This window comes from Escherichia sp. KTE31, assembly GCF_000407925.1.
GTDB classification, from domain to species: domain Bacteria; phylum Pseudomonadota; class Gammaproteobacteria; order Enterobacterales; family Enterobacteriaceae; genus Escherichia; species Escherichia ruysiae.
Window position 1 is genome coordinate 278,135 of the sequence record NZ_KE136722.1, and the last position, 14,288, is coordinate 292,422.

General features: G+C 53.0%; 16 protein-coding genes. 8 read left to right on the plus strand and 8 right to left on the minus strand.

The window, feature by feature from the left end; genetic code table 11:
• Positions 1-99: 99 nt before the first annotated feature.
• Positions 100-687 (minus strand): 4'-phosphopantetheinyl transferase AcpT, encoded by a 588-nt coding sequence (gene acpT, locus WES_RS19545; protein WP_016158903.1) that lies wholly within the window; start codon positions 685-687, stop codon positions 100-102.
• A 54-nt stretch (positions 688-741) separates the two neighbouring features.
• Positions 742-1,791 (minus strand): AI-2E family transporter, encoded by a 1,050-nt coding sequence (locus WES_RS19540; protein WP_016158904.1) that lies wholly within the window; start codon positions 1,789-1,791, stop codon positions 742-744.
• A gap of 98 nt (positions 1,792-1,889) precedes the next feature.
• On the opposite strand from WES_RS19540, the gene WES_RS19535 reads away from it, so the two are divergent.
• Positions 1,890-3,128 carry an MFS transporter gene (locus tag WES_RS19535; RefSeq protein WP_016158905.1) on the plus strand — a complete coding sequence of 413 codons (1,239 nt, stop codon included), beginning with the start codon at positions 1,890-1,892 and terminating at the stop codon, positions 3,126-3,128.
• 3 nt (positions 3,129-3,131) lie between these two features.
• Here the strand turns inward: WES_RS19535 and dcrB are convergent, their stop codons facing one another.
• Positions 3,132-3,689, minus strand: coding sequence for a phage sensitivity protein DcrB (dcrB, locus tag WES_RS19530; RefSeq protein WP_001245301.1), 558 nt, complete (start codon positions 3,687-3,689; stop codon positions 3,132-3,134).
• Between the two features lie 72 nt (positions 3,690-3,761).
• Positions 3,762-4,427 (minus strand): 7-cyano-7-deazaguanine/7-aminomethyl-7-deazaguanine transporter, encoded by a 666-nt coding sequence (locus WES_RS19525; RefSeq protein WP_016158906.1) that lies wholly within the window; start codon positions 4,425-4,427, stop codon positions 3,762-3,764.
• A 220-nt stretch (positions 4,428-4,647) separates the two neighbouring features.
• Between WES_RS19525 and tusA the strand changes: the two genes are divergently transcribed.
• The gene (gene tusA, locus WES_RS19520; RefSeq protein ID WP_000130621.1) at positions 4,648-4,893 is read left to right on the plus strand and encodes a sulfurtransferase TusA; all 246 of its coding nucleotides are present in this window, start codon (positions 4,648-4,650) and stop codon (positions 4,891-4,893) included.
• Between the two features lie 186 nt (positions 4,894-5,079).
• A complete protein-coding gene (locus tag WES_RS19515) occupies positions 5,080-5,388 on the plus strand; it encodes a hypothetical protein (protein ID WP_016158907.1) in 309 nt (102 codons plus the stop codon).
• Between the two features lie 32 nt (positions 5,389-5,420).
• Here WES_RS19515 and zntA read toward each other — a convergent pair whose 3' ends face one another.
• On the minus strand, positions 5,421-7,619 hold the full coding sequence (gene zntA, locus WES_RS19510; protein ID WP_016158908.1) for a Zn(II)/Cd(II)/Pb(II) translocating P-type ATPase ZntA: 2,199 nt from the start codon (positions 7,617-7,619) through the stop codon (positions 5,421-5,423).
• A gap of 73 nt (positions 7,620-7,692) precedes the next feature.
• Positions 7,693-8,319, minus strand: coding sequence for a lysoplasmalogenase (locus WES_RS19505; protein ID WP_000964709.1), 627 nt, complete (start codon positions 8,317-8,319; stop codon positions 7,693-7,695).
• A gap of 141 nt (positions 8,320-8,460) precedes the next feature.
• Here WES_RS19505 and WES_RS19500 point away from each other — a divergent pair, with 141 nt between their 5' ends.
• Positions 8,461-8,820: a DUF2500 domain-containing protein gene (locus WES_RS19500; RefSeq protein WP_000042880.1), complete on the plus strand. Its 360-nt coding sequence runs from the start codon at positions 8,461-8,463 to the stop codon at positions 8,818-8,820.
• Between the two features lie 2 nt (positions 8,821-8,822).
• Here the strand turns inward: WES_RS19500 and WES_RS19495 are convergent, their stop codons facing one another.
• Complete coding sequence (locus tag WES_RS19495) at positions 8,823-9,092, minus strand: DUF1145 family protein (protein WP_010353660.1); 270 nt, start codon at positions 9,090-9,092, stop codon at positions 8,823-8,825.
• Positions 9,082-9,678, minus strand: coding sequence for a 16S rRNA (guanine(966)-N(2))-methyltransferase (gene rsmD, locus WES_RS19490; RefSeq protein WP_000743183.1), 597 nt, complete (start codon positions 9,676-9,678; stop codon positions 9,082-9,084). The genes WES_RS19495 and rsmD overlap by 11 nt, the downstream gene beginning before the upstream one ends.
• Positions 9,679-9,827: 149 nt before the next feature.
• Here rsmD and ftsY point away from each other — a divergent pair, with 149 nt between their 5' ends.
• The 4 genes from ftsY to rpoH all read left to right on the plus strand — a co-directional run bounded on the left by ftsY (position 9,828) and on the right by rpoH (position 14,187).
• Positions 9,828-11,366 (plus strand): signal recognition particle-docking protein FtsY, encoded by a 1,539-nt coding sequence (gene ftsY, locus WES_RS19485; RefSeq protein WP_016159565.1) that lies wholly within the window; start codon positions 9,828-9,830, stop codon positions 11,364-11,366.
• A 2-nt stretch (positions 11,367-11,368) separates the two neighbouring features.
• Positions 11,369-12,037, plus strand: coding sequence for a cell division ATP-binding protein FtsE (gene ftsE, locus WES_RS19480; RefSeq protein ID WP_000617723.1), 669 nt, complete (start codon positions 11,369-11,371; stop codon positions 12,035-12,037).
• Positions 12,030-13,088, plus strand: a complete 1,059-nt coding sequence (ftsX, locus tag WES_RS19475) for a permease-like cell division protein FtsX (RefSeq protein ID WP_001042009.1) — start codon at positions 12,030-12,032, stop codon at positions 13,086-13,088. The genes ftsE and ftsX overlap by 8 nt, the downstream gene beginning before the upstream one ends.
• 244 nt (positions 13,089-13,332) lie before the next feature.
• Positions 13,333-14,187, plus strand: a complete 855-nt coding sequence (rpoH, locus tag WES_RS19470) for an RNA polymerase sigma factor RpoH (protein ID WP_000130220.1) — start codon at positions 13,333-13,335, stop codon at positions 14,185-14,187.
• The last annotated feature ends 101 nt before the right edge of the window (positions 14,188-14,288 follow it).

The window sequence follows — 14,288 nt, forward strand, 5'->3', positions numbered from 1 at the left end:
TGGATTAAAATAGATGGCGGAAATAAGTATGACGATTTTAAGTATTCGTCATACTGATTACCTGTTCTGGATCAATAGATGGGCAGTCGGGTGGGCGGATCAGTTAACTGAATCGATCCATTGCACACTGTCGGCGGAGAGCGTAAAGGGGGTAGGGGTGCAGATCGCCAGACTTAAATTTTCTAGCTGACAATGGCTGACTGACAGCGAGGAGTGATAGGTGCTGTCTACGCTGACGATTTGCCAGGCGCTGCCGCCACGTTGTTTAACGATAGCTTCTTTGCGCGTCCAGATGCGCCAGAACATTTCTAGTTGCTGATCGGGATGCACGGCGTCCATCTCAGCGTGTTCCCCGAGGCTGAACACGGCGTTCGCCAGCCAGCGCCAGTTGGCGCGCGGGCGAATCACTTCGATATCGCAGCCGACTTCGCCTTCATCGCTCAACAGCAGGGCGATATCGTCACCGCTATGGCTTAAGTTGAACCATAGCGGCGTTTCCGGCGCGAATGCCGGTTTGCCTTGTTCGCCATAGATGATCTCCGGTAGCGGGGAAAGCGTGTGCGAAAGCAATGCACGCCCCGCCAGCCAGCGTTCGCGTCGTGGACCTTGCGGTGCTTGCTCGCGTAAAGCCGGTGGCAGTGGAGCTGTGCTTAAGGTCGAAACTTTCCCCAGAACTATCCGATACATATCAGGGCCAACGTTTAATGGAAAAGGAAAGTGCGTATCGTATCACTTGTCGCCTCATCCCGGTAACCGACTTTTCGGTCGTCCCGGTCCCAGTAAAATCGCTAGTTTGCTGCCGCCTTTGGTGGTTTCCATCCAGATTTTACAGACGCTGGTTAATGGCACCGAAAGCAGCATACCAACCGGACCGAGTAACCATCCCCAAACCAACAACGACAGAAACACCACCATGGTGGACATCCCCAGTCGATGCCCCATCATCCGTGGCTCTAAAATATTGCCGATGACCATATGGACAACTAAAAACAGTGCGCCAACCAGAATACATTCGTAAACGCCATTAAACAGCAACACCTGAATCATTGGCGGCACGGCGGAGATCACCGCGCCAATATTGGGAACGTAGTTGAGCAAAAATGCCAGTACCGCCCACATCAGCGCAAACTGTACGCCCATTAGCGCCAGCCCCAGCCAGACGATGACGCCTGTCCATAAACTGAGCAGCGTCTTCAATGCAAGATAGTGCGAAACACCTTTTAAGGCGCGGTGTAGTCCGGCGATGTGAATCTGTGGATTATTCAACGCAAAACGCATTTTGTAAGGCACGTGGCGCACTTCAAAAAGCATAAAAACTACGGTCATCACCAGCAAAAGCACGCTCGCCATTGCGCCGGAAAGCCCGGTCATCAGCGCAGTGGTGAAGGCGACAACTTTTTCCGAATCCATCCGCTGGAGCATTCGTTCTGGCGACATATGCAGATTAAGAAACGGTAACATCTCTTGTAATTTAAAGAGTTTACGGGTCAGTTCCTTATTAAATTTCGGCAGCATAGAGATAAATTCGTTAAACGATGCCGCCAGTACGCCGACCAGCGCAGTAAGTGCTATCAGCATCACCACCACCACAATGGTAATGGCAACGGGACGTTGTACTCCACGACGTATAAACCAGGTGACCAGCGGGTTGAGGACGATGGCGAAAAAGAGCGCCAGTAACAGTTGCACAATGATATCTGCCGCTGCGTGAATGCCGGCGAGGATCACCACCAGCGAGGCCAACTTGAGCAGAATATGCATTCCTGTTTTATCCGGTTGAGGGGTTTCCATTGGGGCTTCCTTGTGACTTTTTGTATTAAGTGTAGCGGGAGTCACGCCAGCAATATTCTGATTCTTACTGCTGATTTCCACGCCAGCCCGTGGTAAAAATGAAACACTGTTGTAAAAATGTGGTGATCTCCATGCCCGAACCCGCGCTAAACGGATTGCGCCTTAATCTGCGCATTGTCTCCATTGTCATGTTTAACTTCGCCAGCTACCTCACCATCGGGTTGCCGCTCGCCGTATTGCCGGGCTATGTCCATGATGTGATGGGATTTAGTGCCTTCTGGGCGGGGCTGGTTATCAGCCTGCAATATTTCGCCACCTTGCTGAGTCGCCCTCACGCTGGGCGTTACGCCGATTTGCTGGGGCCAAAAAAGATAGTTGTCTTCGGTTTGTGCGGCTGCTTTTTGAGCGGGCTGGGCTATCTGACCGCAGGATTAACCGCCAGTCTGCCCGTCATCAGCCTGTTATTACTGTGCCTGGGGCGCGTGATCCTCGGCATTGGGCAAAGTTTTGCCGGAACCGGATCGACACTGTGGGGCGTTGGCGTGGTTGGCTCACTGCATATCGGGCGGGTGATTTCGTGGAACGGCATTGTCACTTACGGGGCGATGGCGATGGGCGCGCCGTTGGGCGTGCTGTTTTATCACTGGGGAGGATTGCAGACGCTGGCATTAATCATTATGGGCGTGGCGCTGGTGGCGATTCTGCTGGCGCTCCCGCGTCCGTCGGTGAAAGCCAGCAAAGGCAAGCCACTGCCGTTTCGCGCGGTGCTTGGGCGCGTCTGGCTGTACGGAATGGTGCTGGCACTGGCTTCCGCCGGGTTTGGCGTCATCGCCACCTTTATCACACTGTTTTATGATGCTAAGGGCTGGGACGGTGCGGCTTTCGCGCTGACGCTGTTTAGCTGTGCGTTTGTCGGTACGCGACTGTTATTTCCTAACGGCATTAATCGTATCGGCGGCTTAAACGTGGTGATGATCTGCTTTAGCGTTGAGATTATTGGCCTGCTGCTGGTGGGCGTAGCGACTATGCCGTGGATGGCGAAAATCGGCGTCTTGCTGGCTGGCGCTGGGTTTTCGCTGGTGTTTCCGGCACTGGGCGTGGTGGCGGTAAAAGCGGTGCCACAGCAGAATCAGGGGGCGGCGTTGGCAACATACACTGTGTTTATGGATTTATCGCTGGGCGTGACCGGACCACTGGCTGGGCTGGTGATGAGTTGGGCTGGCGTGCCGGTGATTTATCTGGCAGCGGCGGGGCTGGTAGCAATCGCGTTATTGCTGACGTGGCGATTAAAAAAACGGCCTCCGGTGGAAGTACCGGAGACCGTCTCATCATCTTAAAACTTACTGAATAACCAGCGTATTAATGATGTTTTCTGCGGTGGTCTGCGCTTTTTGCTGATCGTCAGCAGGCAGCGTGATTTGCATGGTCAGCAGTTGATTACCCACGTTACCCAGAATGACGGAAGAGTACGCCGTCTGGCCTTTCGCGGAGATAATGCTGTCTAACTGCTGCATTTTGTGACCTTTCAGCTCAATAGATTTGTTGGTCACCACTTGCAGTTGCGGATCGCGGCTACGTTGCTGATCTTCCAGACGTTTCGCCAGCACAGCCAGATCTTCTTTCGGGTCGTCGCCCATGATGACGATGACTGCTTTCTGCCCGGTGGCGTCGGACCAGACGTGCATGTTATTGGCCTGCGTTCCCAGCTTACCGCTCTGGTCGGTCATATCCGCTGGCAGCGAGAAACTTAACTTGCCATCAAGCAGGTTGACGGGATTCACGGTAGCGTTACTTTCTGCGACCGAACCCTGCGCCGTAGCGTTAGTGTCTTTATCATCACAGGCCGCAAGCCCCATAACCAGCAGGCCAATTCCGACATATTTAACCAGATTGCGCATTGACTTCTTCCTTTCGATAAACGGCCATAACGGCTCATTCGTCCATCTTATCACAACTCTGATAACGAACCTTTAACTCGCCTGCAAAGCGTTGATTTCGGATTTATCTGCCAGTCTTTTCAATAGCATATTGAGTAATACGCCATACATTGGCAGGAAGAAAACGATGCTGATTAACACTTTGAAACAGTAATCAACCAGCGCGATTTCCATCCAGTGCTCAGCCATAAAGGCATCCGGGCTGCGCCAGAAAGCAATGAAGAAGAAGGCCAGCGTATCGCTGACGTTACCAAACAGTGTGGAAGCCGTCGGTGCCAGCCACCAGTGACGACTCTGACGCAAGCGGTTAAAGACATGCACGTCGAGGATCTGCCCCAGCGCGTAGGCCATAAAGCTGGCGGTAGCGATACGGGCGACAAACAGGTTGAAGTGGGCGAGAGCGCCGAATCCCTGCCATGAACCCATATAAAACAGTGATGAGATGACGTAGGAGATCAGCAACGCGGGGATCATTACCGCAAAGATGATGCGACGAGCCAGCGGCGCGCCAAAAATACGCACGGTCAGGTCGGTAGCAAGAAAAATAAACGGAAAGCTAAACGCGCCCCAGGTGGTATGAAAACCAAAAATGGAGACTGGAAGCTGTACCAGATAGTTACTGGAGGTGATCACCAGAAGATGAAATAACGATAACCAGAACAACGCTTTATAGCGTTGCGTTTGTGAGAAAGTGTTCATATTGTACCTTTTTGATTAGCCATTGGGGTGAGGGAACCCAATACGTACGACACGTTATTTTATAGTGAGATAGTAACGTGCTTACCCTTTTTTCGAGCCGCCGCATGATACTGCTTTATGTTGACAATGCAATGGCTAATTTTCACGCAATCGTTAACCTGGTTTGCTAACGGACGTACAGAGCGTAAACTAGCGCCGTTTTTTATATGGTGAGAAGAAAATGACCGATCTCTTTTCCAGCCCTGACCACACTCTTGACGCTCTTGGCCTGCGCTGCCCGGAACCGGTGATGATGGTGCGCAAAACCGTGCGCAATATGCAGCCTGGCGAAACGTTGCTGATTATTGCTGATGATCCGGCAACGACCCGCGATATTCCTGGGTTTTGTACCTTTATGGAACACGAACTGGTCGCCAAAGAGACGGATGGGCTGCCTTATCGCTATTTGATTCGTAAAGGTGGTTGATGGGGCTTTTCAGCCTGATGCGACGCTGGCGCGTCTTATCAGGCCTACGTTGATACGGTCTGTAACCTTTTTTGCATCGAACGCGCTCAATGTAGTGATCGGCTTGTAGGCGGATAAGGCGTTCACGCCGCATCCGGCATGTGGGCACGTTAAGGGCAATGATTGCCAGCGTTATGGAATGCAAAAATGGCTTATTTAATTCCAGCTTGTCTGGCATTGCTGGGATTACTCGCGATATTCACCCCCAATTGGCTGCTCCCTGTTTTTATCGTTGCGGTGGGATGGCTGGGGGTATTTGGCTGGGGTTGGCTCTGGCTAATGATTTTTTTACCTTTACTTAACGGTGTCGGGTTTGCTTATGCACTGTGGATGATGTTCAAAAGACCATCATTAGCATCCCGCCTGGTTGTTACATTCAGTGTTATCTCCATCATTCTGATGTTGGCGCTATATTACGCTTTCCTGACCATGCCACCGTTCCCGGCTCAGCACTAAGCCTGATAGCCAGAGGCTATCAGGCAACACCGTTACTTCCTGCGCAACAGCCTTAACGCATTTGCCGTCACCAGCACCGTCGCACCTGTATCTGCCAGCACCGCCAGCCACAGGCCGGTCATACCTAACAGCGTGGTGACGAGGAAGATCCCTTTCAGCCCCAGCGCAATGGTGATGTTCTGGCGGATATTAGCGTGAGTCGCGCGTGCCAGCTCAATCATTTGTACCAGACCGCGCAGGTGGTTATGCGTTAATGCTGCGTCGGCGGTTTCCAGCGCCACGTCTGTGCCACTGCCCATAGCAATCCCGATGGCGGCGGCTTTCATGGCTGGTGCGTCGTTAATGCCGTCGCCGACCATCGCCAGCGGCGCATGTTGGTTCAGCTCCGTCACCGCTTTGACTTTATCTTCCGGCAGTAATCCTGCTTTAAATTCCAGCCCCAGTTCACCGGCAATGGCTGCCGCTGCACGCGGATTATCGCCGGTGAGGATCACCCCTTTGACGCCCAGGGTGTTCAGTTCACTGATGGCAGTGGCGGCATCGGCGCGCAGGGTATCCTGCAACGCAATGACACCAAGCACTTCATCGTTACGGACTACCAGCACTACCGTTTGTCCGGCGCTTTCCAGTTCATTAATCAAACCAGTAAATGCATCGGCAGGATGTTTCCCGGCAGCGCATATCAGCACCCGCTCTCCGTTGACCTGCGCTTCAATGCCAGAGCCGACCAGCGCCCGCTGTGACTCTGCGGCAGGTATGGCGAGTGTAGCAACCTGCGCTTCACGAACGATGGCTTGCGCCAGTGGATGCGTCGCGCCTTGCTCGACCGCCGCCGCCAGCGCCAGCAGTTCAGATTCGCTAATACCTGTTGCCGGATGAATCGCGGTAACGCGCGGTTTCCCGACGGTCAGCGTTCCGGTTTTATCAAACGCCACCTGGGTAACGCGACCTAGCTGTTCCAGCGCCGTGCCGCCTTTAATTAACGCTCCACGACGCGCCGCCGCCGCCAGTCCGGAGGTAATCGCCGCAGGCGTGGAGATAACTAAAGCACACGGGCAACCAATCAGCAGCAGCGTCAGCCCTTTATAAATCCACTCCTGCCAGCTTGCGGCAAATAGCAGCGGTGGCACCAGCGTCACCAGCAGGGCGACGGCCATAATTGCCGGCGTGTAGATACGGCTGAAACGGTCAATAAAACGCTCAATCGGTGCGCGGCGCTCTTCGGCCTCTTCAATCAGTTTCAGAATACGATCAATGGCGCTGGCACCCGGTTCTGACAACACTTCCAGCGTAACCAGACGGTCAACGCTGGTGGCGCCTGCCGGGACTTTATCGCCCGTCGCGCGTTCCACAGGGATGGATTCGCCGGTCAGGGCGCTTTCATCAAAACTGGCAAACGGCGAGAGCAGTTTACCGTCAGCAGGCAAACGTCCACCCGCCGCAACTTCAATCACATCGCCAGGCCGTAGGCTGTTAATCGCCACCTCTTCCCGCTCACCGTTACGCAGGCGCGTGGCGGTTTCCGGTTTCAGCGCCATTAACGCGCTGACGCCCTGACGTGCGCGGCTGGCGGCCCATCCTTCCAGTCGTTCACCGATCAGAAACAGCAATAACACCATCGCAGCTTCAGCCGTTGCGCCAATAAACAGCGCGCCAATGGCGGCTACGCTCATTAACGTTTCAATAGCAAAATAACTGCCGGACTTGATCAGCCGTAATGCCTGGCGAGCAATCGGGTACAGACCAACCAGTGTGGTAGCGATAAACGCCAGTTGCCCGAACGGATGATTAAATTGCTCCAGCCCCCAACTGATTGCCATCATCACAATAAGCGTAATCAGCGGCAGGTTTTCTTTCAGGCGTGATGCTTGCGGTTCGTCGGCGGCCTGTTCATCGCGCAGGGAATAGCCTGCTTTTTGCACCGCAGATTCAACCTGGGCACGGATGTCATTGTCGGCATCGACCACCAGTTTTTCGGTGGCGAACAACACCTGCACCTGATTCACGCCTGCAAGCTGGCGCACGGCATTTTCTACCTTGCGCGCACAGGCGGCGCAGTCCATGCCGCTGACTTTCCAGCTATACCGGGTGCCGGAGACGTTTTCAGAGAGTGTGGGCGTGCTGGAACATGCACCGTCGCAGCAACAGTCGTTGGCGTTCTGTGCCGTGGTTAACGGTTTGAACGCGGCAAATTGAGGGGCTTTTTTGCCGTGATTGTCGGGAGTCGACATGGCATCCTCCGGTTAAGTTTTTTCTCATTAACCGAAGGATACACTCTGGAGTCGACTCCAGAGTCAAGTTTTATCAGAGATACAGCGAGCGGACGATGAGGAAGTGTCCTGCAAAGTAGCAAGCCGCAGCAATGGCGTTATCCGCACGGAAGCGTCGGCGATAGTGGCTACCCAGCCAGACAAAGTTACTGATAAACAGCAGTGCAGCGCCCATAAAGGCAGAGAGTGCCGGAGCAGTCGGGCGGAAGAACCACAGTTCACCTGCCAGCCACACCATCACCAGCGTCATACCGATAAAAGTACAGACAGGCCAACGGAACTCTTCGAGACGCGTCCAGATAATGGCCAGTAACAGCGCGCCCAGAACCAGCAGTACCAGCGGCAACGGCCAGAAAAAGGAGAGCGTCATCTGGCCGGCGAAATAGATGGTGTACAGCAAGTGTGAGAGGAAAAACGCACCGATGGCGTACATCAGACGCTGGCGTGGTAACAGGGTTAACGCATCGCCCAGCAGTGAGGCACACAGCCCCGCCAGCACCAGATAGCTAATGGCATCGAACATTGGCGCTTGCCAGGCCAGCAACAGCAGTAGCAGAAGGGTTAACGGTTTAAATACCCAGCGTTGCCAGGTTGGCCCACGGTACGATGCATCCACAGATAGCCATGCGGAAAGACAGACAGCGATAAACGACCAAAGCATCTTAGTTCCTTGAATTCGTTATTTTTTCGTAAGCGGAATGCCTACGGTCTTGCTAATCAGTTTAGTGGCGACGGTGGACGGATGACAACACCATAACTGGCAGGGTATGCTTATTTCCGCATTTTCCGATGAGGGATAAAGATGAGCAAACCACCTCTTTTCTTTATTGTTATCATTGGCTTAATTATCGTCGCCGCATCGTTTCGTTTTATGCAACAACGGCGGGAAAAAGCTGATAATGATATGGCGCCGCTCCAGCAAAAGCTGGTGGTGGTGAGTAACAAGCGGGAAAAACCGATTAACGATCGTCGTTCGCGCCAGCAGGAAGTGACTCCGGCGGGCACCAGTATGCGCTATGAGGCGAGCTTCAAACCACAAAGCGGTGGACTGGAGCAGACGTTCCGCCTCGATGCCCAGCAGTACCATGCCCTGACAGTGGGCGATCAAGGTACGCTGAGCTATAAAGGAACGCGCTTTGTCAGCTTTGTTGGCGACAAATAAGCTTATTTTTTAACTTTAAATTTCTTCTGCCAGATCAGCAGTTCAAACACGCCGAAAAGGAAAATCCGCACCTTTTCGGCAGTGGTCATCTGCGGGCCATCTTTCGGCAAGGTCGATTTTAACAGCGCCAGTTGCATACCATGCATCAGCACGGTAAAAATCAGCGCCACGTTAACGAAAATATTCAGCGGGCGTGGGAAGGGTTGAAAAAGATTGAGGATCAAAAACCCCCAAACGCAGAGCATTAACAAACGTCCGATATTAATCAGCATCACTTTCTCCTTGTGTTTCACGCTGATACAGCCGATAAGCGACCTGACCAGCCACTTTTTCGCGATATAACGACCAGTTGGCAGGAACGGCGGGCAGGCCATTTTCTACTTCACTTTCAACATATACCCAGGCTTCATCAGCCAGCCAGCCGTTGTTTTCCAGTAAATTAATGGTTTCTTCTAACAAGCCACGGCGGAACGGAGGGTCAACAAACACAATATTATGCGGCGTTCCTTTTTGCATTAGAAAAGACATCGCATTGGTGTTCACGACTCGCGCATTGCCCGCTTTCAGCGTCGCCAGATTCTTGATTAACTGCTGAGATACCGCGCGATCCATCTCAACCAACGTAGCTTCCGCAGCGTAGCGTGACAAGGCTTCCAGCCCCAGCGCACCGCTACCTGCGAAGCAGTCCAGGCATTGCGCATCAACAATGACCGGCGCCAGCCAGTTAAACAGCGTTTCGCGCACGCGATCGGTGGTAGGGCGTAGACCTGGGCTATCAGGAACCGGGAGTTTACGGCCTCGCCACTGCCCGCCAATAATGCGGATTTGACCGCTGCCGGAATGATTCGGTTTTTTCATGGTAAATTGCTCAATCCGCCAGATAACACATACTTGCAGGCGGTGATGTGGATTAAGTTAAGTGGTAGACTATTTCATCATTTTTTTAGCTGCTATGTACATAGCGTTAACGCTGTGCCATGAAGCAACAGCGAGGAGTGTAGTCGCAGATGGCGAAAGAAAAAAAACGTGGCTTTTTTTCCTGGCTGGGCTTTGGTCAAAAAGAGCAGACCCCGGAAAAAGAGACAGAAACCCAAAACGAACAACCGGTTGTAGAAGAAACTGTCCAGGCGCAAGAGCCTGAGAAAGTTGCTGAACAACCCGTTGAAGAGCAGCTGCAGGCGCATACTGAAGCTGAGGCGGAAACTTTTGCTGCCGACGTTGTGGAAGTCACTGAACAGGTTGCTGAAAGTGAAAAAGCGCAACCTGAAGCGGTTGTCGAGCCGGAAGTTATTGCAGAACCGGAACCGATAGTTGAAGAAACGCCAGCGTCGGTAGTTGAACCTGAAGTTACGCCAGAGCCAGTGGCTATCGAGCGTGAAGAGCTGCCGCTGCCGGAAGACGTTAAAGTCGAAGAAATTTCGCCAGAAGAGTGGCAGGCCGAAGCGGAAACCGTGGAGATTGTCGAAGCGGCGGAAGAACAAGCAGCGAAAGAAGAAATCACCGACGAAGAGCTGGAAGCACAGGCGCTGGCCGCTGAAGCGGCAGAAGAGGCGGTGATGGTCGTTCCACCAGCAGAAGAAGATCAGCCGGTGGAAGAGGTAGCCCAGGAGCAGGAAAAACCAACCAAAGAAGGTTTCTTCGCGCGCCTGAAACGCAGCCTGCTGAAAACCAAAGAAAACCTCGGTTCCGGATTTATCAGCCTGTTCCGTGGTAAAAAAATCGACGATGATCTGTTTGAAGAGCTGGAAGAGCAATTGCTCATCGCCGATGTGGGCGTGGAAACCACGCGCAAAATCATCACCAATCTGACTGAAGGCGCGACCCGCAAACAGCTTCGCGATGCTGAGGCGCTCTACGGTCTGCTGAAAGAAGAGATGGGTGATATTCTGGCGAAGGTCGATGAACCGCTGAACGTCGAAGGCAAAACACCGTTCGTAATCCTGATGGTAGGCGTCAATGGCGTGGGTAAAACCACGACTATCGGCAAGCTGGCGCGTCAGTTTGAACAGCAAGGTAAATCGGTGATGCTGGCGGCAGGTGATACTTTCCGTGCGGCAGCAGTTGAGCAGCTTCAGGTCTGGGGGCAGCGCAACAATATTCCGGTGATTGCCCAGCATACCGGCGCGGACTCCGCCTCAGTTATCTTCGACGCCATTCAGGCCGCTAAGGCGCGTAATGTTGATGTCCTGATTGCCGATACCGCCGGACGCTTGCAGAACAAATCGCACTTGATGGAAGAGCTGAAGAAAATCGTCCGTGTGATGAAGAAACTCGACGTTGAAGCTCCGCATGAAGTTATGCTGACTATCGATGCCAGCACCGGGCAGAATGCGGTAAGCCAGGCCAAACTGTTCCATGAAGCAGTCGGCTTAACCGGCATCACATTAACGAAACTGGACGGCACGGCGAAAGGCGGAGTAATTTTCTCGGTGGCTGACCAGTTTGGTATTCCTATTCGCTATATTGGTGTCGGCGAGCGTATTGAGGATTTGCGTCCGTTTAAGGCGGACGACTTTATAGAGGCACTTTTTGCCCGAGAGGATTAACAATGATTCGCTTTGAACATGTCAGCAAGGCTTATCTCGGTGGGAGACAGGCGCTGCAGGGCGTTACGTTCCATATGCAGCCGGGTGAGATGGCGTTTCTGACCGGTCATTCCGGTGCAGGGAAAAGTACCCTCCTGAAGCTGATCTGTGGGATTGAGCGGCCCAGCGCCGGGAAAATCTGGTTTAGCGGCCATGACATCACGCGTCTGAAAAACCGTGAAGTTCCGTTTCTGCGCCGCCAGATTGGCATGATTTTCCAGGATCACCATCTACTGATGGATCGTACTGTCTACGATAATGTGGCGATCCCGTTGATTATCGCCGGTGCCAGCGGTGACGATATTCGTCGTCGTGTATCGGCGGCGCTGGATAAAGTCGGGCTACTGGACAAAGCGAAGAACTTTCCGATTCAGCTTTCTGGCGGTGAACAACAACGCGTTGGCATTGCCCGCGCGGTGGTTAACAAACCTGCGGTACTGCTGGCGGACGAACCGACCGGTAACCTTGACGACGCGCTGTCGGAAGGAATTTTACGTCTGTTTGAAGAGTTTAACCGCGTTGGGGTAACGGTATTGATGGCAACGCACGACATCAACCTGATTTCGCGGCGTTCCTATCGTATGCTCACCCTGAGCGATGGTCACTTGCATGGAGGCGTGGGCCATGAATAAGCGCGATGCAATCAATCATATCCGGCAGTTTGGCGGACGTCTGGATCGCTTCCGTAAATCGGTCGGCGGTTCTGGCGACGGTGGTCGTAATGCGCCGAAACGCGCGAAATCCTCGCCAAAACCGGTAAATCGCAAAACCAACGTTTTCAACGAACAGGTGCGCTATGCCTTCCACGGCGCATTGCAGGATCTGAAAAGCAAACCGTTCGCCACATTTTTAACGGTGATGGTTATCGCCATCTCCCTGACGCTGCCCAGCGTCTGTTATATGGTGTACAAAAACGTTAATCAGGCGGCGACGCAGTATTATCCGTCACCGCAAATCACTGTTTATCTGCAAAAAACGCTGGACGATGACGCCGCTGCGGGCGTGGTGGCACAGTTGCAGGCCGAGCAAGGCGTGGAGAAAGTGAACTATCTTTCTCGCGAAGACGCGTTGGGCGAGTTCCGTAACTGGTCTGGTTTTGGCGGCGCGCTGGACATGCTGGAGGAAAACCCGCTTCCGGCAGTGGCGGTGGTGATCCCAAAACTCGATTTCCAGGGTACGGAGTCGCTGAATACGTTGCGTGATCGCATCACGCAAATTAACGGCATCGATGAAGTAAGAATGGACGATAGCTGGTTTGCCCGTCTGACCGCACTGACAGGGCTGGTAGGGCGCGTTTCGGCGATGATTGGCGTGCTGATGGTGGCGGCGGTGTTCCTGGTTATCGGCAACAGCGTGCGTCTGAGCATATTTGCCCGTCGTGACTCCATCAACGTGCAGAAACTGATTGGTGCGACGGATGGTTTCATCCTCCGTCCGTTCCTGTACGGAGGCGCGCTGCTGGGATTTTCTGGCGCATTGCTGTCATTAATTTTGTCCGAAATTCTGGTGCTGCGTTTGTCATCGGCAGTTGCGGAAGTGGCGCAGGTATTTGGAACGAAGTTTGATATCAATGGTTTATCGTTCGATGAATGCTTGTTGTTGCTGCTGGTGTGTTCGATGATTGGCTGGGTGGCAGCATGGCTTGCCACGGTACAACATTTACGGCACTTTACGCCGGAATAATAAAAGCGTGTTATACTCTTTCCCTGCAATGGGTTCCGTAGCAGGGAAAGAGACCCCGTTGTCTCTTCCCGGTATTTCATCTCTATGTCACATTTTGTGCGTAATTTATTCACAAGCCAGCATTGAACTTGTGGATAAAATCACGGTCTGATGAAACTGTGAATGATAATCTCGTTGCTCTTAAGCTCTGGCACAGTTGTTGCTACCACTGAAGCGCCAGAAGATATCGATTGAGAGGATTTGAATGACTGACAAAATGCAAAGTTTAGCTTTAGCCCCTGTTGGCAACCTGGATTCTTACATCCGGGCAGCTAACGCGTGGCCGATGTTGTCGGCTGACGAGGAGCGGGCGCTGGCTGAAAAGCTGCATTACCATGGCGATCTGGAAGCAGCTAAAACGCTGATCCTGTCTCACCTGCGGTTTGTTGTTCATATTGCTCGTAATTATGCGGGCTATGGCCTGCCACAGGCGGATTTGATTCAGGAAGGTAACATCGGCCTGATGAAAGCAGTGCGCCGTTTCAACCCGGAAGTGGGTGTGCGCCTGGTCTCCTTCGCCGTTCACTGGATCAAAGCAGAGATCCACGAATACGTTTTGCGTAACTGGCGTATCGTCAAAGTTGCGACCACCAAAGCGCAGCGCAAGCTGTTCTTTAACCTGCGTAAAACCAAGCAGCGTCTGGGCTGGTTTAACCAGGATGAAGTCGAAATGGTGGCTCGCGAACTGGGCGTAACCAGCAAAGACGTCCGTGAGATGGAATCGCGTATGGCGGCACAGGACATGACTTTTGACATGTCTTCCGACGACGATTCCGACAGCCAGCCGATGGCTCCGGTGCTTTATTTGCAGGATAAATCATCTAACTTTGCCGACGGCATTGAAGACGATAACTGGGAAGAGCAGGCGGCAAACCGACTGACCGATGCGATGCAGGGTCTGGACGAACGTAGCCAGGACATCATCCGCGCGCGCTGGCTGGACGAAGACAACAAATCTACGTTGCAGGAACTGGCCGACCGTTACGGTGTTTCCGCTGAACGTGTGCGTCAGCTTGAAAAGAATGCGATGAAAAAACTTCGCGCCGCTATTGAAGCGTAATTTCCGCTGTTAAGCAGAGAACCCTGGATGAGAGTCCGGGGTTTTTGTTTTTTGGCCTCTGCAATAATCAATTTTCCCTTCTGGCAAAAGCCAACCCACGC